Annotated in this window: 19 protein-coding genes; 13 read left to right on the top strand and 6 right to left on the bottom strand. The window is 65.2% G+C overall.

Annotated elements, in window-relative coordinates:
• Nucleotides 1-17 precede the first annotated feature (17 nt).
• The 3 genes from ABDC78_RS29480 (at nt 18) to ABDC78_RS29470 (ending at nt 4,673) form a co-directional block, all read left to right on the top strand.
• Nucleotides 18-452 (top strand): DUF5318 family protein, encoded by a 435-nt coding sequence (locus ABDC78_RS29480; RefSeq protein ID WP_178357743.1) that lies wholly within the window; start codon nt 18-20, stop codon nt 450-452.
• A 46-nt stretch (nt 453-498) separates the two neighbouring features.
• Nucleotides 499-2,997 (top strand): transglycosylase domain-containing protein, encoded by a 2,499-nt coding sequence (locus tag ABDC78_RS29475; protein WP_178357742.1) that lies wholly within the window; start codon nt 499-501, stop codon nt 2,995-2,997.
• Between the two features lie 110 nt (nt 2,998-3,107).
• Complete coding sequence (locus ABDC78_RS29470; protein WP_178357806.1) at nt 3,108-4,673, top strand: glycosyltransferase family 87 protein; 1,566 nt, start codon at nt 3,108-3,110, stop codon at nt 4,671-4,673.
• Here the strand turns inward: ABDC78_RS29470 and ABDC78_RS29465 are convergent.
• Entirely contained in the window at nt 4,667-5,227 is a 561-nt protein-coding gene (locus tag ABDC78_RS29465) for a hypothetical protein (protein WP_178357741.1), read from the bottom strand. The two genes, ABDC78_RS29470 and ABDC78_RS29465, sit on opposite strands and share 7 nt — an antisense overlap.
• A 187-nt stretch (nt 5,228-5,414) precedes the next feature.
• On the opposite strand from ABDC78_RS29465, the gene rpsF reads away from it, so the two are divergent.
• From rpsF to ABDC78_RS29425, 8 genes are all read left to right on the top strand, one after another.
• Nucleotides 5,415-5,705, top strand: coding sequence for a 30S ribosomal protein S6 (gene rpsF / locus ABDC78_RS29460; RefSeq protein WP_003931678.1), 291 nt, complete (start codon nt 5,415-5,417; stop codon nt 5,703-5,705).
• 105 nt (nt 5,706-5,810) lie between these two features.
• Complete coding sequence (locus ABDC78_RS29455) at nt 5,811-6,317, top strand: single-stranded DNA-binding protein (RefSeq protein WP_178357805.1); 507 nt, start codon at nt 5,811-5,813, stop codon at nt 6,315-6,317.
• Nucleotides 6,318-6,354: 37 nt separating this feature from the next.
• Nucleotides 6,355-6,618 carry a 30S ribosomal protein S18 gene (gene rpsR / locus ABDC78_RS29450; protein ID WP_137146425.1) on the top strand — a complete coding sequence of 88 codons (264 nt, stop codon included), beginning with the start codon at nt 6,355-6,357 and terminating at the stop codon, nt 6,616-6,618.
• Between the two features lie 19 nt (nt 6,619-6,637).
• Nucleotides 6,638-7,093, top strand: a complete 456-nt coding sequence (gene rplI / locus ABDC78_RS29445; protein WP_178357740.1) for a 50S ribosomal protein L9 — start codon at nt 6,638-6,640, stop codon at nt 7,091-7,093.
• 492 nt (nt 7,094-7,585) lie between these two features.
• On the top strand, nt 7,586-10,231 hold the full coding sequence (gene dnaB / locus ABDC78_RS29440) for a replicative DNA helicase (protein ID WP_178357739.1): 2,646 nt from the start codon (nt 7,586-7,588) through the stop codon (nt 10,229-10,231).
• Nucleotides 10,232-10,366: 135 nt separating this feature from the next.
• Nucleotides 10,367-10,993, top strand: coding sequence for a TnsA-like heteromeric transposase endonuclease subunit (locus tag ABDC78_RS29435; RefSeq protein ID WP_256735914.1), 627 nt, complete (start codon nt 10,367-10,369; stop codon nt 10,991-10,993).
• A 44-nt stretch (nt 10,994-11,037) separates the two neighbouring features.
• Entirely contained in the window at nt 11,038-11,640 is a 603-nt protein-coding gene (locus tag ABDC78_RS29430; protein WP_178357738.1) for a hypothetical protein, read from the top strand.
• 3 nt (nt 11,641-11,643) lie between these two features.
• Nucleotides 11,644-12,177 (top strand): SDR family oxidoreductase, encoded by a 534-nt coding sequence (locus tag ABDC78_RS29425; RefSeq protein WP_178357737.1) that lies wholly within the window; start codon nt 11,644-11,646, stop codon nt 12,175-12,177.
• A 75-nt stretch (nt 12,178-12,252) separates the two neighbouring features.
• On the opposite strand, the gene ABDC78_RS29420 is transcribed toward ABDC78_RS29425, so the two are convergent.
• Nucleotides 12,253-12,888, bottom strand: coding sequence for a TetR/AcrR family transcriptional regulator (locus tag ABDC78_RS29420; RefSeq protein ID WP_178357736.1), 636 nt, complete (start codon nt 12,886-12,888; stop codon nt 12,253-12,255).
• A 128-nt stretch (nt 12,889-13,016) separates the two neighbouring features.
• Between ABDC78_RS29420 and ABDC78_RS29415 the strand changes: the two genes are divergently transcribed.
• Nucleotides 13,017-14,246: an alcohol dehydrogenase catalytic domain-containing protein gene (locus ABDC78_RS29415; RefSeq protein WP_178357735.1), complete on the top strand. Its 1,230-nt coding sequence runs from the start codon at nt 13,017-13,019 to the stop codon at nt 14,244-14,246.
• A gap of 266 nt (nt 14,247-14,512) precedes the next feature.
• On the opposite strand, the gene ABDC78_RS29410 is transcribed toward ABDC78_RS29415, so the two are convergent.
• From ABDC78_RS29410 to ABDC78_RS29400, 3 genes are read right to left on the bottom strand one after another with little or no spacing between them, the layout of a single operon-like run.
• The gene (locus ABDC78_RS29410) at nt 14,513-15,424 is read right to left on the bottom strand and encodes an NAD(P)-dependent oxidoreductase (protein ID WP_178357734.1); all 912 of its coding nucleotides are present in this window, start codon (nt 15,422-15,424) and stop codon (nt 14,513-14,515) included.
• A 29-nt stretch (nt 15,425-15,453) separates the two neighbouring features.
• Nucleotides 15,454-16,638 (bottom strand): cytochrome P450, encoded by a 1,185-nt coding sequence (locus tag ABDC78_RS29405; protein ID WP_178357733.1) that lies wholly within the window; start codon nt 16,636-16,638, stop codon nt 15,454-15,456.
• Nucleotides 16,625-18,031, bottom strand: a complete 1,407-nt coding sequence (locus ABDC78_RS29400; RefSeq protein ID WP_178357732.1) for an AarF/ABC1/UbiB kinase family protein — start codon at nt 18,029-18,031, stop codon at nt 16,625-16,627. The genes ABDC78_RS29405 and ABDC78_RS29400 overlap by 14 nt, the downstream gene beginning before the upstream one ends.
• Before the next feature lie 69 nt (nt 18,032-18,100).
• Between ABDC78_RS29400 and ABDC78_RS29395 the strand changes: the two genes are divergently transcribed.
• Nucleotides 18,101-18,718 carry a TetR/AcrR family transcriptional regulator gene (locus tag ABDC78_RS29395; protein ID WP_178357731.1) on the top strand — a complete coding sequence of 206 codons (618 nt, stop codon included), beginning with the start codon at nt 18,101-18,103 and terminating at the stop codon, nt 18,716-18,718.
• Nucleotides 18,719-18,857: 139 nt separating this feature from the next.
• On the opposite strand, the gene ABDC78_RS29390 is transcribed toward ABDC78_RS29395, so the two are convergent.
• Complete coding sequence (locus ABDC78_RS29390) at nt 18,858-19,745, bottom strand: alpha/beta hydrolase (RefSeq protein ID WP_256735913.1); 888 nt, start codon at nt 19,743-19,745, stop codon at nt 18,858-18,860.
• Nucleotides 19,746-19,934 lie beyond the last annotated feature (189 nt).

Raw genomic sequence — 19,934 nt, 5'->3', positions numbered from 1 at the left:
GACGTACTCTGGTCCTCGTGCGATTGCAGCGACAGGTGGTGGACTACGCCCTGCGGCGCCGGTCCCTGCTGGCCGAGGTCTATTCGGGGCGCACCGGCGTCACCGAGGTCTGCGACGCGAATCCCTACCTGCTTCGGGCCGCCAAGTTCCACGGCAAGTCGAGCTCGGTGATCTGCCCGATCTGCCGCAAGGAACAGCTGACCCTGGTGTCGTGGGTGTTCGGTGATCACCTCGGCGCGGTGTCGGGTTCGGCCCGCACCGCGGAGGAGCTGGTCATGCTGGCCACCCGTTACGACGAGTTCTCGGTACACGTGGTGGAGGTATGTCGCACCTGCAGTTGGAATCACCTGGTCAAGTCGTACAAGCTCGGCGCGGTACCGCCCCCACAGGGTTCGCCCAAGCCACGACGCACTCAGACGGCGCGCGGTCGTGCGCGCACGGCCAGTGAATAACGAAGGGCGCCACGACCGGTCAGCCAGAGACGCCCGGGAGGGCCAGATGACCGACGGCGTGAGCCCGAGACCACCCCAACGACCCAACGGTCCGCCTCAGCGGTCCGCCGACAGCGGTAGACACCGGCCACCGCCCCAGGGTGCTGCGCAGCGCCCACGTCCCGGCGCCCCGGATGACCGGGCGACCGCGATCCTGCCCCCGGTGCGCGACGACAAGCCCGCCCATCTGCGGGATCCGGTCGACGCGGTCAAGCGGGCCATGGACGGCCGTCCGCCTCAGCAGCCACCACCTCCGCCGCCGGGCCGCCCGCCGCGCGGGCCGGGTGGGGGAGGGCCGTCCGAACGCCCCCCGGGCTCGGGTCGACAGGTCAACTGGAAGTGGGTGCGCCGCGGTCTGGCCGCGACGGTGGCGATCCTGATCGTGCTGCCGCTGCTCACCTTCGGCATGGCCTACATGATCGTCGACGTGCCCAAGCCGGGCGACATCCGCACCGCTCAGGTGTCGACCATCCTGGCAAGCGACGGCTCCGAGATATCGAAGATCGTTCCGCCCGAAGGCAACCGGATCGACGTCAGCATCGACCAGATTCCGGTGCATGTCCGCGATGCGGTGATGGCCGCCGAAGACCGGGACTTCTACTCCAATCCCGGCTTCTCGTTCACCGGGTTCCTGCGCGCCGCCAAGAACAACGTCTTCGGCGGCGACTTGCAGGGTGGCTCGACGATCACCCAGCAGTACGTGAAGAACGCCCTGGTGGGTGACGCCCGCTCCGGGGTCGGCGGCGTGATCCGCAAGGCCAAGGAACTGGTGATCTCCACCAAGATGTCCGGTGAATGGTCCAAGGACCAGGTGCTGGAGTCGTACCTGAACATCATCTACTTCGGTCGCGGCGCCTACGGCGTGGCGGCTGCCTCTCAGGCCTACTTCGCCAAGCCCGTCGAAGAACTCAACGTCGCCGAGGGCGCGCTGCTGGCCGCATTGATTCAACGGCCGTCGGTGCTCGACCCGGCCGTCGACCCGGAAGCCTCCGGCGTGCGGTGGAGTTGGGTGCTCGACGGCATGGTGGAGATCGGTGCGCTGTCACCCGAAGACCGCGCAGCGCAGGTGTACCCACCGACGATCGCGCCGGATGCGGCGAGCACGCAGAACCAGACCACCGGGCCCAACGGTCTGATCGAGCGGCAGGTGATCGACGAACTGCTCGAGATCTTCAACATCACCGAGCAGACGCTGAACACCGAGGGACTGCAGATCACCACCACGATCGACCCGCAGGCGCAGGCCGCCGCGGTGGAGTCGGTCGAGGAGTACCTGGACGGCCAGGATCCCGACATGCGCTCGGCGGTGGTGTCGATCGACCCGAGGTCCGGCGGGATCAAGGCGTACTACGGCGGCTCGGACGCCACCGGGTTCGACTTCGCGCAGGCAGGTCTGCCCACCGGATCGTCGTTCAAGGTGTTCGCGTTGGTCGCTGCGCTGCAGCAGGGGATGGGCCTGGGCTATCAGGTGGACAGCTCGCCCGTCACCGTCAACGGCATCGAGATCAGCAACGTCGAAGGCGGCAGCTGCGGGACGTGCAACATCGCCGAGGCGTTGAAGCGGTCGTTGAACACCAGTTACTACCGTCTGATGCTGCAGCTGAACAACGGGCCGCAGGACGTCGCCGACGCCGCGCACGAGGCGGGCATCGCCGAGAGCTTCCCGGGTGTCGAGCACACGCTGTCCGAGGACGGCCAGGGCGGCCCGCCGAACAACGGCATCGTTCTGGGCCAGTACCAGTCGCGGGTGCTCGACATGGCCTCGGCGTACGCGACGCTCGCCGCGTCGGGGGTCTACCACACCCCACACTTCGTGCAGAAGGTCGTCAACGCCGAGGGTGATGTCCTCTTCGACGCCGGTCAGGAGGACAACGCCGGCGAGCAGCGCCTCGACAAGACGGTCGCCGACAACGTCACCGCGGCGATGCAGCCGATCGCCGGATACTCCGGCAGATCGCTCGCGGGTGGGCGCCCGTCGGCCGCCAAGACCGGCACCAACCAGCTCGGCGACACCGGCGAGAACCGGGACGCATGGATGGTCGGCTTCACGCCGTCGCTGTCCACCGCGGTGTGGGTGGGCACCACCGACGGCACCAAACCGCTTGTCAACGCGTCGGGCTCGTCGGTGTACGGCTCCGGACTGCCCGGCCAGATCTGGAAGTCCACGATGGACGGCGCCCTCGACGGCACCGACAACGAGACGTTCCCGAAGCCCGACGAGATCGGCGGTTACGCCGGGGTGCCGCAGGCGCCTCCGCCGCCCCCGTCGCCGACTGAGACCGTGCCGCCGCCACCGTCGGAGTCGGTGATCCAGCCGACGCTGGAGATCGCCCCGGGCATCACGATTCCCTGGGGCCCGCCGACGACCGTGCCCGTGGGCCCGCCGCCTCCCGGCGGTGCGGCTCCGGTGACTGAGGTCCCGCCGGGCGCGCCGCCCCCCGAAGTGCCGCCACCGGGGGTGCCCCCGCCAGGAGTTCCGCCGCCGGGTCCCCTGCCGCCCCCGTGACCGAACGGGACGAGACAGCGCCGGATCTGGCTGAATCACCGGCGCCACCGGCCGTGCCCGAATCGCCGGCGCCGTTGGCACAGGATCTGCGGAGCCTCGACGATCGCGACATGCCCAGTCGCACCGACACCGTCGGCGCCGCGCTGTCGGGCACCATCGGCGGACCCGTCGGCCGCCACGCGCTGATCGGCCGGACCCGGTTCCTGACCCCGCTGCGGGTGATGCTGCTCATCGCGCTGGTGTTCCTGGCGCTGGGTTATTCGACCAAGGCGGCATGCCTGCAGACCACCGGAACCGGCGCGGCCGATCAGCGGGTGGGCAACTGGGAGAACCAGCGTGCCTACTTCCAGCTGTGCTATTCGGACACGGTGCCTCTCTACACGGCAGAGTTGTTGAACCAGGGCAAGTTTCCGTACAAGTCCAGCTGGATCGAGACCGACGCCGAGGGCAAGCCCCACGTTCAGTACGACGGCACCCCGGCCGTGCGCTACATGGAGTATCCGGTTCTGACGGGGATCTACCAGTACCTGTCGATGACGCTGGCGAAGACCTACACGGCTCTGACGAAGGTGGTGTCGATACCGATCGTCGCCGAGGTGGTGATGTTCTTCAACATCGCCGCTTTCGGTCTGGCGCTGGCGTGGTTGACGACCTTGTGGGCGACCGCGATGCTGGCCGGCCCGCGGCGCATCTGGGATGCCGCGCTGGTCGGCGCGTCACCGATCGTGATCTTCCAGATCTTCACCAACTTCGACGCGCTGGCAACGGCTTTCGCCGCAGGCGCACTGCTGGCGTGGGCGCGACGAAGACCCGCGCTGGCCGGCGTGCTGATCGGGCTGGGCGTGGCGGCGAAGCTCTACCCGCTGCTGCTGCTCATCCCGCTGGCCCTGCTGGCGATCCGGACCGGACGGCTGCGTGAGGTCACCCGCACCGCGGTGGTGGCCGTGGGGGTGTGGCTGGCGGTGAACCTGCCGATCATGGTGTTGTTCCCGCGGGGCTGGTCGGAGTTCTTCCGGCTCAACACCCGCCGCGGCGACGACATGGACTCGATCTACAACGTCGTGAAGTCCTTCACCGGCTGGCAGGGGTTCGACCCGAACCTGGGGTTCTGGGAGCCGCCGGTGGTGCTGAACGCGATGACCGCCGGGCTCTTCGCGGCCTGCTTGATCGGCATCGGCTACATCGTGCTGACGGCGGCCCGGCGGCCGCGGGTGGCCCAGGTCGCGTTCCTGGTGGTGGCGGCGTTCCTGCTGACCAACAAGGTGTGGAGTCCGCAGTTCTCGCTGTGGCTGGTCCCGTTGGCGGTGCTGGCACTGCCGCAGCGGCGGATCCTGCTCGCCTGGATGACGATCGACATGCTGGTCTGGGTTCCGCGGATGCTGTATCTGTTCGGCGAGGAGAACATGGGCCTGCCCGAACAGGCCTTCACCGCGACCATCCTGCTGCGTGACATCGCGGTGATCACCCTGTGCGCGTTGGTGATTCGCCAGATCTACCGTCCCGAGCTGGATCCGGTGCGGCGCGGCGGCCTCGATGACGATCCCGCGGGCGGGTTCTTCGACCGGGCGCCCGACGCGCCACCGCGCTGGCTACCCGAGTGGCTGCGGCCTCGACCCCGGATCGTCACGGTCGCGGAGCCCGACCGCGGTGTGCTGATCGGACGCCCCGGTCAGTAGGAGTCGCCCGGCTTGGGCTTGGCGGTGATCCAAGCGGTCGTGGACGGCACCACAACCAGCACCAGCGTTGCGATCGGCATGATGAAGCCCAGGAGGGCGAATGCTCCGCCGCTCACGTAGGAGCCCATCGCAGACGCGGCGTATCCGAGGCTGAGGAGGTTGCCCGCGATCGTGACCGCGCATCCGCCGACGACGAACCAGCGACCGGTCATCTTGCGTTGCGCCAGTGTCACGGTTCCGGCGGTCAGGAGGAGACCGGCCACGAACGTCAGCACGATTCCCAGGATCAGCACCGGTCGTATTCCACCGGCTATGCCGACGGAGGTCTGGACCCGCGAGTCGGTATCGAGTGCGTTGATCCCGACCACGCCGAGAATTCCGAGAACACTGCCGCCGAGGCACGCGACTGCACCGAGTCCGGCCAGGACAGCCGCGATGATCCCGGTGGCACCGCTGCGGGATGGCGGCGGTGCCGACTGCGGGAATCGATAGGGCGCGAAACCCGGCCGTGGCTGTTGCCCCGGTGGGGGCTGGGGTTCCTGTGGATGGTCCACCCGACCCCCTCCCACGACGTGAATGCCCCTGGATGACCAAGCCTAGCCGCGGGGGGCGGCGACCCGGCGTGACGATTTCGCAGATCAGCGCAGGTTCCGGTAACCTAGCCCGGTTGCCGACGCAGGCGACCCTCCTGCCACGGACAGTCCGTGGCCGCACACGACCATAGGAGGTGATGGGTTCCTTATGCGTCCATACGAAATCATGGTCATCCTCGACCCCACTCTCGACGAACGAACTGTTGCACCGTCGCTCGAGACGTTCCTCAACGTGATCCGCAAGGATGGCGGCAGTGTCGACAAAGTCGACATCTGGGGACGCCGGCGGCTCGCCTACGAGATCGCCAAGCATGCCGAGGGCATCTACGCGATCGTCGATGTGAAGGCCGAGCCCGCGACCGTGTCCGAGCTCGATCGTCAGCTGAACCTGAACGAGTCCGTGCTGCGGACCAAGGTGATGCGGACCGACAAGCACTAAGTCGCTTGACGGCCTGTGCACGTCGGGGTAGTTCCGTAGGCTCGCCTGCGACTGCTATCCCGGCAGCGCATGCCGCTGCACACCGCCGACATCCAGGAGGACCTCGTGGCTGGTGACACCATCATCACGGTCATCGGAAACCTGACCGCTGACCCCGAACTGCGGTTCACGCCGTCGGGCGCTGCCGTCGCGAACTTCACAGTCGCGTCGACGCCCCGCATGTTCGACCGTCAGACCAATGAGTGGAAGGACGGCGAAGCGCTGTTCCTCCGCTGCAACATCTGGCGCGAAGCTGCCGAGAACGTGGCCGAGAGCCTCGTTCGCGGATCGCGGGTGATCGTCAGCGGCCGGCTCAAGCAGCGTTCCTTCGAAACCCGCGAGGGCGAGAAGCGCACGGTGGTCGAGCTCGAGGTCGACGAGATCGGCCCGTCGTTGAAGTACGCGACGGCCAAGGTCAACAAGGCCAGCCGCAGTGGCGGCGGTGGCGGCGGCTTCGGTGGCGGCGGTGGGGGCAACAGCTCTCGTCCCGCGGAGCAGCCGAAGGAGGACCCGTGGGGCAGTGCGCCCGCGTCGGGCTCGTTCGGTGGCGGCGACGACGAACCGCCTTTCTGATCAACCCAATTCATCAGATTTCTAGAAAGAGATAGACATGGCCAAGTCCTCCACGAAGAGGCGTCCGGCTCCGGAAAAGCCGGTCAAGACCCGTAAGTGCGTGTTCTGCTCCAAAAAGGGCAAGCTGCAGAACATCGATTACAAGGACACGCAGCTGCTGCGTACCTACATCAGCGAGCGCGGCAAGATCCGCGCCCGCCGCGTGACCGGCAATTGCGTTCAGCACCAGCGTGACATCGCGATCGCGGTCAAGAACGCCCGCGAGGTCGCGTTGCTGCCGTTCAGCTCGGCGACGCGATAGTCAGGACAGGACCAAGAATATGAAGCTCATTCTGACCACCGAGGTGGAGAACCTCGGCGCGCCCGGCGACGCCGTCGAGGTGAAGGACGGCTACGGCCGCAACTACCTGCTGCCCCGCGGCATGGCGATCGTGGCCACCCGCGGTGCGGAGCGCCAGGCCGAGGAGATCCGTCGTGCCCAGGAGCTCAAGAGCGTCAAGAGCCTGGAGCACGCCAACGAGCTGAAGCAGGCTCTCGAGGATCTGGGTGCCGTCGAGCTGTCCGTCAAGACGGCCAGCGACTCCGGCAAGCTGTTCGGCTCGGTCACCGCAGCCGACGTCGTCGGTGCCATCAAGAAGGCCGGCGGCCCGAACCTCGACAAGCGGACCGTCAGCCTTCCCAAGGCGCACATCAAGGCGACCGGCACGCACGCGGTGGAGGTGCGGCTGCACCCGAGCGTCGGCGCCGAGGTGTCGCTGAACGTGGTCGCCCGCTGATCGCGGACTGACAGCACCAGCCCTGAAACGGCCGGGTGGAGACCAAGAGTCTTCACCCGGCCGTTGCTGTGCGCTGTGGCGAACACATCTGCGCAAAGCACTCACAGCGAACCTAACCGGCTGTTAACCTCTGCGGCCCCGGGGCGAAACACAACACGCCCGAAGAGGCAACCATCGGCGACACGCCGACCAATTTCCCATCCACAGACTTTCCACCGTCCTATGGTGCGTTCATCTGGTCAAACGCGGTTGACAACGGCAGTTATCCACAGGTTCTCCCCAGCGGTTCAACACCTCCCACCGGACCTATGCACAATCCATCCACAAGTCCACTAACAGGGTCGACTTGATTCCCCCTCAGCAACGTCTACCGTTGGCCGTCGCGGGTGAAGATCCGAGGCCGGCACGGGGGACTTGTCGGCATCCGGGTTTAGCATCGCGGCATGCCATTTCGAACGTCAGTTCGAGGTACGAGGAGGGGTGGGGTACTGCATGGCTGTCGTAGATGACCTGGGTCGGTCCGGCGGATCGTCCGACCGGCAGGACGCTCCTCCGAGTGAGGACTTCGGGCGCCAACCCCCGCAGGACGCCGCCGCCGAGCAGGCGGTCCTGGGCGGCATGCTGCTGAGCAAGGACGCCGTCGCCGACGTGCTGGAGAAGCTGCGGCCGGGTGACTTCTACAAGCCGGGAAACCAGCTCGTCTACGACGCGATCCTGGATCTGTACGGACGCGGGGAGCCGGCCGATGCGGTCACCGTCGCCGCGGAACTCGATCGCCGCGGGTTGCTGCGACGCGTCGGCGGAGCGCCTTATCTGCACACGCTGATCTCCACGGTGCCGACCGCCGCCAACGCCGGCTACTACGCGGAGATCGTGGCCGAGAAGGCACTGCTGCGTCGCCTCGTGGAGGCCGGCACGCGTGTCGTGCAGTACGGGTACGCGGGCGCCGACGGAGCGGACGTCAACGACGTCGTCGACCGTGCGCAGGCCGAGATCTACGACGTCACCGAGCGCCGCGCGTCCGAGGACTTCGTGGTGCTCGAGGAACTGCTTCAGCCCACGATGGACGAGATCGACGCGATCGCCTCATCCGGTGGCATCTCCCGCGGGGTACCCACCGGGTTCGTCGAACTCGACGAGGTGACCAACGGCCTGCACGCCGGGCAGATGATCATCATCGCGGCCCGACCCGGTGTCGGGAAGGCGTTGGCCCTCGACACTCCACTGCCGACACCCAATGGCTGGACGACGATGGGCGACGTCGCGGTCGGTGACGAGCTGATCGGAGCCGATGGATTGCCCACTCGAGTGGTGGCGGCAACCGATGTCATGGTCGGAAGGCCGTGCTACGAAGTCGAATTCTCTGATGGAACCGTCATCGTCGCCGATGAGAAGCATCAGTGGTTGACCGAGTCTCGGGCGTCGCGAAGGTCTGCCCAGGCCGCCGCAGCGGGTTACAACCGCTACAAGAACCAGCGCACGTTCGCGGAGATCCGTACCACGGGTGAGATTGCCAGCACGCTGCGTTGCGCGACTGCGGATCAACGACTGAACCACTCGATCACCAACGCAGCAGCCATCCAGGCTGCAGAGCGGGACCTGCTCGTGCCGCCGTACACCCTCGGTGCATGGTTGGGCGACGGCACCACCGCGGCTGCCCAGATCACATCGGCCGATCCCGAGATCGTCATGCGCATCGAGGCCGAGGGTCTCGTGGCGCGGAAGTCTGAATCAACGCTCCTACGTTATCAATTGATGCTGCCCGAGGCGCCGGCAATTTGTACCCGAGTTTGTGTGGTGTGCGGTCGGGACTTCATTCCGCGGACGAGCCAGGTGCGCACCTGTGGACAGAGCTGCGGAGGCCGCGCGCGCCATGTGTCCGAGCCAGTCCCCGGCCCAACATGCCCCCGCTGTGGAGTTCAGTCCTCCGGCCTCAGGATGTGCCAGTCGTGCCGAAACGCCGTCGGCACTGTGCAGGGGCGACTGCGAACGATCGGAGTGCTTGGGAACAAGCACATTCCGGTGCACTATCTGCGTGCATCGGAAACGCAGCGCCGCGCTCTTCTGGCCGGGCTGCTCGATACTGACGGCACTGTTACCGCCGGGGGCTCGGTGCAGTTTTCCGTCACCGACCCACGACTTGCCGCGGATGTGGCCGAATTGATTGTCAGCCTCGGCTACCGGTGCCAAACGACCACCAAGCGCGTTCGCGGCCGCAGTGAGGCGACGTCAACGGCATACACGCTCAACTTCACGACTGACGACGTCGTATTCGGCCTGGAACGAAAGGCGATCCTGCACAAAGAGCGTCGCGCTCAGGGGTCTTCGGCGCGCCATTGCTCGCGGTTCATCGTGGACGTACGACCCGTTGCGGGCGTGCCGGTGCGGTGCGTCGAAGTGGACAACGTCGACCATATGTACCTGGCCGGTCGCTCGATGGTCCCGACGCACAACTCCACTCTGGGACTGGATTTCATGCGCTCGTGCTCGATCAAGAATCAATTGCCCAGTGTCATCTTCAGCCTCGAGATGAGCAAATCCGAGATCGTCATGCGGCTCTTGTCGGCAGAGGCAAAGATCAAACTGGCTGACATGCGCTCAGGCCGGATGAGCGACGACGACTGGACGCGTCTCGCGCGCCGCATGAGCGAGATCAGCGAAGCCCCTTTGTTCATAGACGATTCGCCGAACCTGACGATGATGGAGATCCGCGCCAAGGCGCGACGGTTGTCGCAGAAAGCCGGCCTGCGGTTGATCGTCGTCGACTACATGCAGCTGATGTCGTCAGGAAAGAAATACGAGTCACGCCAGCAGGAAGTCTCGGACTTCTCCCGCAGCCTCAAGTTGATGGCCAAGGAACTCGAAGTGCCTGTGGTGGCGATCAGCCAGCTGAACCGTGGCCCCGAACAGCGCACCGACAAGAAGCCGATGGTCTCCGATCTTCGCGAGTCGGGATCGCTAGAACAGGATGCGGACATGGTCATACTCCTGCATCGGCCGGATGCGTTCGATCGGGACGACCCGCGCGGTGGTGAAGCGGACCTGATTCTCGGCAAGCACCGCAACGGTCCAACCAAAACGATAACCGTTGCGCACCAACTGCATTTGTCGCGATTCGCGAATATGGCCAAGCAGTAGACGGATAATGTAGGTTCTCAAATCTGACTGCACTTTCTCACGACTGACTGCACCACCGTTGCACTTGTGCAGGAAGACTGAGACACGCCGTCCGGAATCCGCAGATCGACATTTCGGAGATGCGATGGTGGCGGTATGCCGGAAGCGGGGGCACCGCCACTCCCGAACATCTCGGTGCGCTCGAAGGATTCCCTGGAGGAAGTCTGCACTGAGTGGGACCGCGCCCCACTTGATCTGATCGGAAATGCGGCGCCTTGGCGGACATTCCGCTGGCGTCACGGTCAGAAGCACTACTCGGGTACCTACTGGTCGGCGACCGAGCAGGCGCACGTCATCTACGAATCTCGTCTCGAACTCGCGCGGCTACTCTTCGCGGACTTCGATACCGCGGTATGTCGAATCATTGCGCAGCCGTTCCTGTTTCGCGCCCGCATCGACAGGCGTGTGCGTAGGCACGTGCCCGACTACCTCCTACTGACACACAGTGGACCTGTAGTCGTCGATGTGAAACCGAGCTCCCAACTCGACGATCCGAAAGTCAGGTTCACACTGGACTGGACGAGGATACTTGTCGAACGGCGCGGGTGGCGTTACGAGGTATGGAGCGAACCCCCGGTGACCGAGCTCGAGACAATCCGCTTCCTGGCGGGATTCCGCAACGCTGCACGATTTGACCCTGAACTTGTGAACGCGCTGAAGGCCCGAGCAGACCTGAAAGGTGCTGCATCTGTTGTGGTGCAACCACTTTGCAGTAAGCACTGACCAACCTCTGAGCCCTCGAACGGTCCTGACTTAATGAGCACGCCATGAGCGACGGCCTTGTTCGTGGCTTCAATTGGGACGAGCGTGTCGCGGCCTTCAACTCTAATGACGGCTCCCCCGACCCGTATTCCATACTTTGGGGTATGTCGCCCCGCGGTGGGGCGGGCAACGTCAGGACGCAGTCGAACTTCGGGTACGAAGTCGACGCTGTAACTGCTTATGCCGCAATGGGCGCCGCGATGCAATCTGCTAGATTGAAGACCGACCGAGAAGATCCACGCTTGGGAGTTTTCGAATTCCCTGCTATTGCATGGTCTTACTACGATGGAGTCGTGTTGGCATGCATCCTCCGTTGGTGCGGACCGCAGGAAGCATGGTGGGGTCGGTCTGGCAGACAAGCAGCCAACGTGATGAGCGAACTGATTGCTCGCACAGCAGATGCGTCTGATCAACAGGTCTTGTTTCCAGAGTTGCTCTTGGCAGCCTCGCAAGGAAAAATCCCTTGGCAAGCTGTGGAAGTGCTCGTGAGCGAGGCGGCGACCGCGGCAGCACAATGGCCGGAATCTCGTAGAGGGCCAGTCGAACTCGGGACTGCGCTGTGGCGCGCGGCATCGATTCAGGGCCCACCTCAACCGTTGGCAACGTAGCGGTTGCGCGCCGAGGCGCTCGATGTCACCGGCCGCGTCGACATTCTGATTAACAACGCTGCCATCGGCACGTTCGGAGCCACCGCTGCCATCCCGGAGGCCGACTTCGACGCCTGCTACGCGCTCAACGTCAAAGCACCGTTCTATCTGGTCGGCGCGCTTGCCCCGGCCATGGTTGCGCGCGGGCGTGGCGTCATCGTGAACGTCACCACAATGGTGGCGTCCTTCGGCACGGCAGGCTCAGCGGTGTATGCATCGAGCAAGGCCGCGCTGAATCACTTGACGAAATGCTGGGCCGCCAAGTTTGGGCCGCAAGGCATTCGGGTCAATGCCGTCGCCCCAGGTCCGACCCTGACCGAAAACGCCAAAGCAGCCTTCGGTGAAGACGGGCTCACCAAGATGATGCGTCAAGCCCCAGCACGACGCGTAGCAACTCCCGACGAGATCGCCGAAACCATCGCCTATCTGGCCAGCGATCAAGCCAGTTTCATCCACGGCGCGATCCTGCCTGCAGACGGCGGACGCACCGCCACCTGAAGGTGCTGCCGCGTTCTGCTTCGAGACAGGATCTGATCGATCTCGATCTGACCGAGGAAACTGGTCGTGGCTGAGTCAGGTAGATGGCAGCCGGTCAAGCACTGCGGTGACCAGGACATGGGTGGCGTTGATGAGCTCGGATCGTGGGCGGCGGCGGTGGTCGAGCAGCCATATCGTGGCGGTGGTGGTAACAGCGCCGATGATTCCTTGGGCGAGCAGGTGGAGTTGAGTTTCCGGCAGCGTGCTGGTGCCGAATGCGGCAGGGGCTAAGGCGTGGATCGAGTCGGCGAAGCGTGCAGTCTGGGTTGAGTAGGCGGAATCGACGGCGGGACTGACTCCGAGGATCTCCAACAGGGTGATCCGGGCACGGCGTTGGTCGTCATCGATCGCGCCGAAATAGGCAGCCAGAGCTGCGTATACCTGTGAATCGATACTGTCGCCGCTGGCGTCGAGGAATGCCGACACCATCGCTGCGTGGATTTCATCGGCACACCGCTGGTAGCACGCGAGCAGCAGTGCCTCGCTGTCGGCGAAGGACTCATAAAAGTAGCGTTTCGAAAGTCCAGCTTTGGCGCAGATCTGGTCGATAGTGGCCGTGCGGTACCCGATGGTGCCGAACACATCGACCGCTGCGTCGAGGAGTTGCGCGCGGCGCTGCTCAACGCGATCGGAAGGAGCAACGCCCTTGTAGGGGCGGGAGAGCTGACGCACACACTAAATGTTGACACATGGCAGTTCACAATACGAAACTAGAACTCGATGGTTCCTAACTCAGGGGGTTCGATGGACCTAGCTGACCACGAGACGCCGCTTGGCCGCACGTATGACTGGGGGACACTATGACCGGGCAATATCTGCGGCCGCAGTCGACGGTGGCCCATTACGCCCGACTCCTGACCCCGGATGCGTTGGTGGCCGGCCGATTATCGCTCGATCGGGATGTCGGGATGCGGGCACGCCGCATCGCTGGAGTGGTTCGTGCGGCCCGGAAACCCGCCCGTTCGCGGATGCGCGCGCTGGTGGCCTCGCCTGGCGGTGCGCCGGCATGGAAATCGGTCACCCGGCCGTCGCTTCCCGGCCCCCAGGGAGCGTTGGTGCGACCCATCGCCGTCGCAACGTGCGATGTCGACCGTGCGATGATGTTGGGCCGCAGCATCTTTCCACTGCCGTTGCATCTCGGGCACGAATGCGTCGCCGAGGTCGTCGAGGTCGGCTCTCAGGTGGCCTCAGTTGGCATCGGTGACCGTGTCGTCGTTCCTTTCCAGATTAGCTGCGGATGCTGTGCACCCTGCCGACGCGGCCACACCGCCAACTGTTTGTCCGTGCCGCCGACCTCCATGTACGGGTTCGGCCTGGCGGGTGGCCTCTGGGGGGGTGCGCTTACTGATCTGATGGCGGTGCCCTTCGCTGAGGCAATGCTGGTGCCTCTGCCGAAGGGTGTTGACCCAGCCGCCGCAGCCGGTGTCGCCGACAACGTCAGCGACTGCTATCGCCAGGTCGCGCCTCACCTGCCGGCGCTACTGGCCGCTGACGGCAATGCCGAGACCTTGATAGTGGGCCGCCTCAATGCTGGGCATCCCTTCACCCCCAGCGCAGTGCTGATAACAGCCCTGATCGCTCGCGCGCTGGGGGGCCGACGCATCAGCGTCGTTGACGGGCGCCCGGCCCTACAACGCCGCGCCGAGGCGCTTGGATTCACCGCGCTGGATCCGCGACGACCACGAGAGTGGCCAGTAGCCCCGTTGACTGTCGACGCCACCGGCACACCTGCGGGACTGCGGGCGGTGCTGAAACACACTGCACCCGAAGGCATCTGCTCTTGCGTGTGGTCACTTCACCGGCGCGGATCAATTCGACTGAGCGCCGCTTACATCCGCAACGTGACCCTGCATATCGGTCGCGCCCACGTCCGCGCCCTGATACCGGCCGTGCTGGATCTCATCGCCAGCGGCAAACTGCAGCCTGAGCTTGTCACCACCAACGTGGCCAACTTCGACGAGGCGCCCCAAGCCCTCGACGAGCACTGTCACGGCGAAGCGCTGAAGACCGTACTGCTCGCCGACGCGTGAACCGGTAGGCGGTTTCCGAATCGAGGCTGTAGCTCCGCGATCTGTGGCCGCGTCGCCGCTACACAGATGGATGCCGTCTCGACGGGCAAGCTCCGCCAGTTGCCACGCTGCTTAAGCGGACAACCGCATCAGCCGAACGGGTGTCGCGCTGAAGGTCACCACCCGGGAATACCGGCTCGGGGCGTGGCGGACGCGCAGTCGAGAAGACACAATCGCTCGGGCGATCCGACGATGTGAGCCGCGGTCATGGAGTTGGTCGGACGGATTCACCGTTGGCGACCAGCCATTGCTCGGTAGCCTTCCCGGACGCTGGGGTAGCGGGGGCACCAGTCAGAGGTAGCGACGAATCGGGCGTTGCTGACCCGTAGTGATCGGGTCAGTGAGGTGAGCCGATTTCCGAATATGAGTGCCAGTGGGCCGGGCCCACTGATCCATTGCCGGGTTTGGGCTGCGTCGCAACAAGCGCTTGCGTACTCGCGCTTGGTGAGGGGGTTGTCGTCGACGATGTTGTAAAGGCCGCCTGGACTTTCCAGTGCTGCGGTGACAGCAGCTGCCGCGTCGGACACTTCAATCGACGAGAGGTAGGAGCCGGGGCGGCCGGGGACGAATCCGACGTGGTGGCGTGCCAGCCCGAGGATCTGTTCGCTGTGGGCGGCACCGTGGCCGTAGAACACCCCGAACCGCAGGATGGTCGCGGTGCCGCCGGACTCGGCGAATCGTCGGGCGCTGGCTTCGGCGCCGTGATTGCCGGTGGTGATCGGATAGTGGTCGACGGGGTGGTCCTCGTCGATCCAGTCACTGCCGCCGTCGGTGTAGAGCATGACGACCGATTCCTGGATGATCATGGGCACGCCCGCCGCCAGGGCGGCGTCGACGACTGTCGCCGATCCGTGGATCCGTACCCGGTCGCATTCCTGCCACGCGGAGCGTCGCAGAAACGAGGTCGTCGACGGCAGCGCGGAGGCGAGGTTGACGACTGCGTCATGGCCGACGAACGCAGAGCTCAGGGCATCTCGGTCGAAGAGGGACACCAAAACCGGTGTCGCACCGTGCTTGTCGAGGGTCCGCGCTTTGGCGTCGCTGCGTGCCAGCGCTGATACCGAGTGTCCGGCTGCGATGAGTGCCGGGACTGCGTAGCTACCGATCGCGCCGGTGCCGCCGGTGACGAAGACCCGCATCGAAGTTCGAACCTCCTGTCTACGTGGTGCTAGTCGTTGGTGAAGACGATGGGGACGCTGTGCGGTCCCCGGATGGCGGGAGTGTCGCGCCACGTCACCGCTCCGGCGAGTTCGGGTCGCCGGTCCAGAACGCGACGGAGTGCGGCGGTGATTTCCAGCCGCGCCAGGGCAGCGCCGAGGCAGTAGTGCGCGCCGTAGCCGAACGACAACGGAGCGGGACCCGCACGGCGGGGTCGGAAGATCTCGGGCTGGTCAAAGACCTTGGGGTCGCGGTTGGCCGCGGCCACGGCGACGAGAGCGCTCTGGCCGGCGGCTATGGCGGTACCTGCGATGTGGTGGTCGTGGGTGGCCGTGCGCACCGTCGACTGGACAGGCGCGTCAAGCCGTAACAGTTCAGTGATGGTGGCTGGGTCGGCCGGATCGATCGCATCGGCGAGCCGGACGCCGTCGACTGTGGTGGTGAGCAGCCGAACCAGGCCTGCGCCAAGCAGGTTGGCGGTTGTCTCGTGTCCGGCAACGGCGATGAGGATGGCGGTCATCGCGACCTCGTCCAGATCCAGGGCGGGGTCGGCGGCGAGAAAGCTCAGCAGATCATCGCCAGGGTGTGCGCGGCGGTCAGCCGCCAGCGGCAGAAACTCCGCCATCAGTGCTGCGGACGCAGCGGCGCCCGCGCGTACCTCATCGGCGTCAGCCAACGCGCCCAGCATCCGGACGATGACCGGTGACTGCTCGCGCAGCACCGCCGAGGTCTCCGGGCTCAGGTTCAGCCATTCGGCGATTACGGCCAGCGGGATGGGCAGAGCGATCTCGGACATGAAATCGAAGGATGTGCCGGTGCAGGGATGAGAGGTCACGGCGGCCACCACCGATTCCACACCGCGGGTGAGGGCTTCGATGAATGAGCGTGTGAAGACGTCTCGCACCGAGCCGCGGATCCGTTGGTGGGCGGCGCCGTCGGCGAACAACATCGAGCTGCCGGTGAAATCCGCACTGATGGGGTCCATCGCATCGCGACTGCCGGGATTGGCCAGGGGATCGCTGGTCCAGCCGGGCCCACCGAGGACCTGTCGGGCCGCGTCGTATCCCAGAATGAGCCAGGCCCCGGCGGTGTCGTCCCACACCACATCCCCTGTCGCGCGGCTCTGTCGGTAGAACGGGTAGGGATTCGCGGCTTCCCATGGAAGGCGTGGTGCGACCGTGTCATGGCGTGTCATGGTGATCCATCCCGTAGGGCAGGCCACGCTGGCGTACCCACGCGTCGTGTGTCTTGCCGAGGTCGGTGACCGGCGGCGCGACACCGTCCATGTCGTCGAGCAGCGAGCGGGCGTAGATGGTGGCGTTGAGGGCGGTGAATACCGCGTTCATGGACAGGTTGAGTCGGGAGAAGAAGACGAAGTCCGGTGGTACTTGCATTCGGCGGACGGGATGGTCGGCGGCGCGGAGGTCGATGAGCGAACCGATGGCCCGCTCAGCGGCTTCGGGTGTGTAGGTGGCTGGCTGGGGTGCCAGCAGCTCGTGCAGGACGGTGGCCCACCATTGGTAGGCCTCATCGGCGGTCAGGGACGAGTCCGTTGCGAGGAATCCGCTGTCGACCATCGTGGCGCGCAGATCGTCGCGGCGGCCGTCAACGGCGGCGCGTGCCATCACCACGATCCTGCGGCGCTGTGTTTCCGACAGGCGTTTCACGCAGCCGAAGTCGACAAAGCCCACTGAGCCGTCGAGCCCGAATCGGTAGTTGCCGGGGTGCGGGTCGGCGTGAAAGAGGTTGGCGTGCCGGTAGGAACCGGTCACCATCCGCGAAATCACCTCCGCCCAGGTGTCCTTGAGGTCCTGATCGGCGCGCCGCGCCGCGTCCCAGTCCCACCCCTCCACGAACGTCATGGTCAACACACGGTCTCCCGAGGCGCCGTGGACGACGTCGGGAATGCGGATGAACGGATGCTCTCGGTAGAGGTCGCTGAACGCCCGGATGTTGTCGGCCTCGTGCCGGTAGTCGACCTCTTCGGAGATGCGTGTCGCAATCTCCCGCGCAGCCTCGCGTAGGTCCAGAAGTGTGGCGCCGACAAACCGCGAAAACGTCACTAGCAGTTCGCTATTGGCAAGATCATTGCGAATCGCCGCCGCCACACCGGGATATTGAATTTTGACCGCGACTTCGCGCCCGTCGTGCAACACCGCCCGGTGGACCTGGCCGATCGAGGCCGCCGCCATCGGTTCGTCACTGAATTCGGCGAACACTTCACCGGTGCGCTGCCCCAGATCGGCTTCGAGCACCTCGCGCGCCAGATCAGGGTGCATCGGGGGAGCGTCGGCCTGCAACCGGGTCAACGCCTGCTGATACGGCGACAGCTCGCCTGCGCCCACCGCGCCGGCGTCGATCATCGATATCATCTGACCGGCCTTCATCAGCACACCTTTGGAATGGCCGAGTAGTTCGGTGTAGCGCTCGGCGGTCCGTTCATGGAACCGCGCCACCGCGGTCGGGTCGCCCGCCTTCTCACGCAGCGCCGCTACCACCCGCCCACCGGTTGCTCGCGCGGTGAAACCCGCCAACGGCATGGTGCGGCGAACCCGGCCCCTCGGGACCGGGCGGTCCGGACCGTTCATCCCAGCCCCCAAACAGTCGGTGCTAAAGTATCTGCTTGGCAAGACTAAGTGCTTACTTGGGAGCAGTCAATGGTGGACACCACGACTCGGGAACGATTGGTCACCGAGGCGATGAAGCTGTTCAGCCAGCAGGGATTCAAGGCCACCAGCGTGGCCCAGATCGAGGCGGCCGCAGGGTTGGCGCCGGGCTCGGGTGCGCTCTACCACCACTTCAAGTCCAAAGAAGCGCTGTTAGAAGCCGGTATTGATCGTCAACTCGATCGCCGCGGCGCTATGCGCGACATCCGCGCCCTGTTCGCCGGCCTCAACGACCTCGACACCGAACTCACCCTGCTGGGTCGGTACCTGCTCGCCGTGCTCGACGAGGAAACACAGCTGCTGCAGGTCGCCGCCCGCACACCGGCCGGACACGCTGCCCGACTCCAGGACGCCTACGCCGCACTCATTGAGGGTCTCTATGCCGAACTCGGCGACTGGCTGCGCAACTGGTTGCCCAAACCCGCCGACGACATGGCCACGAACATCGCCATGTTAGGAGTCGACGCCCTCGTCGGGCATCGAGCCACCCGCGTCCTGTTCCACACCACCGAGATTCAACTGCCTGATGCGCGTTACCTGACCGAGTGGACATCACTCATCGCCGCGCGAATTCAACAAGCCGATCAAAACCGCGATGCAACTGCGTAGTTCGGGATGCTCACCGAAATCCAGGCGGCGCGTCCGCTGCACTGTCCCAAGTTCGACTTCAGCAAGACTGCATTGATTCAGGGGCGTGAGGCCTACCGGGTGGGTGCGGCCCAGAAGGGCAGAGACCGCCGGCGGGTGGCTAAGCACCGCTACGGTGTTCCATCACGAACTGACGGATAGCGGCGTTCACCTCGCCTGGGACTTCTGCGTGCAAAGCGTGTGACGTATTTGGCCACAGGTGATGTCGCCATGTGGGCACCACCGATTCGATCCGTTGAAGAGCCTTATCTGAATCGTGAACAGTATTGCCCGCCAGAAGAACTTGGGTCGAAACAGGCACTGAACGAAGCACACGATTGCTCGGGACGAGGAGTGGCGCCGCGCGTAGGGGTGGCGTGAAGGCAGCAAATCCGGCTACGAACAGCCTGGTGAGCAGATCGACGGTGCTGCCCAATGGAGGATGCCCCATGATCCAAGCCCCGGCGTGTTCAGCGTGCACGGATCGCGGACGCGAAATCAGGAGCGCGAAGCTGCGCCAACATGTTCCAGAGAGTCCAGTGACCGTGCTGGCCGGATCGATCAGCGTCAGCGTCGCCAGCCGGCGCGGCGCACGTGCCGCCGTATGTGTGGCAAGCCAACCCCCATAGGAATGGGCGACCAGATGCACACCGTGCAGCCCTAACCCCTCCAGAACCGCAGCAACATTTCGCGCGCAGTCGGCGGGGGTGAGCATCGGTTTCGACTGGGTGCTTGCGCCGGGTTGGCCCAACATGTCCATCGCGTAAACGGTGAAATCGCCTGTTAAGCCCGCAACTTGGTCCCACCACATAGCCGACGTCAGGAAGTAGCCGTGTATCAGCACAACGGGCACACCGCGGTCTGGTCCGTGCTGGTATACCCGCACGGTGCCGAACTCTGTTGAAACATCGTGCACGACATCCGGACGGAGACTCAATTCCCGCAGCTCGTCATACTCTGCGAGATACCGGCTTCGTGCGCTCGCGCTCCTGAACCCACCGTCAGCCAAGCTCAAAAGGATTCCCTCCGGGCCAGCGTGACAACGGACCACCGAAATCCCGGTAGGCGAGGCTGCGGCGGTCGGTCAACGGAAGCCGGCAAATACGAGCACAGGAAACGAAGCGTTGAGTGAGACACAGCCTTGGCCCGTGTTGGTCCGGGGGCCGTGCTCACGAACAGATCGCCACGCGGATCGCCC

The sequence above is a fragment of the Mycobacterium sp. DL genome, assembly GCF_039729195.1.
GTDB lineage: Bacteria > Actinomycetota > Actinomycetes > Mycobacteriales > Mycobacteriaceae > Mycobacterium > Mycobacterium hippocampi_A.
This window is presented reverse-complemented; position numbering and strand designations above follow the sequence as displayed.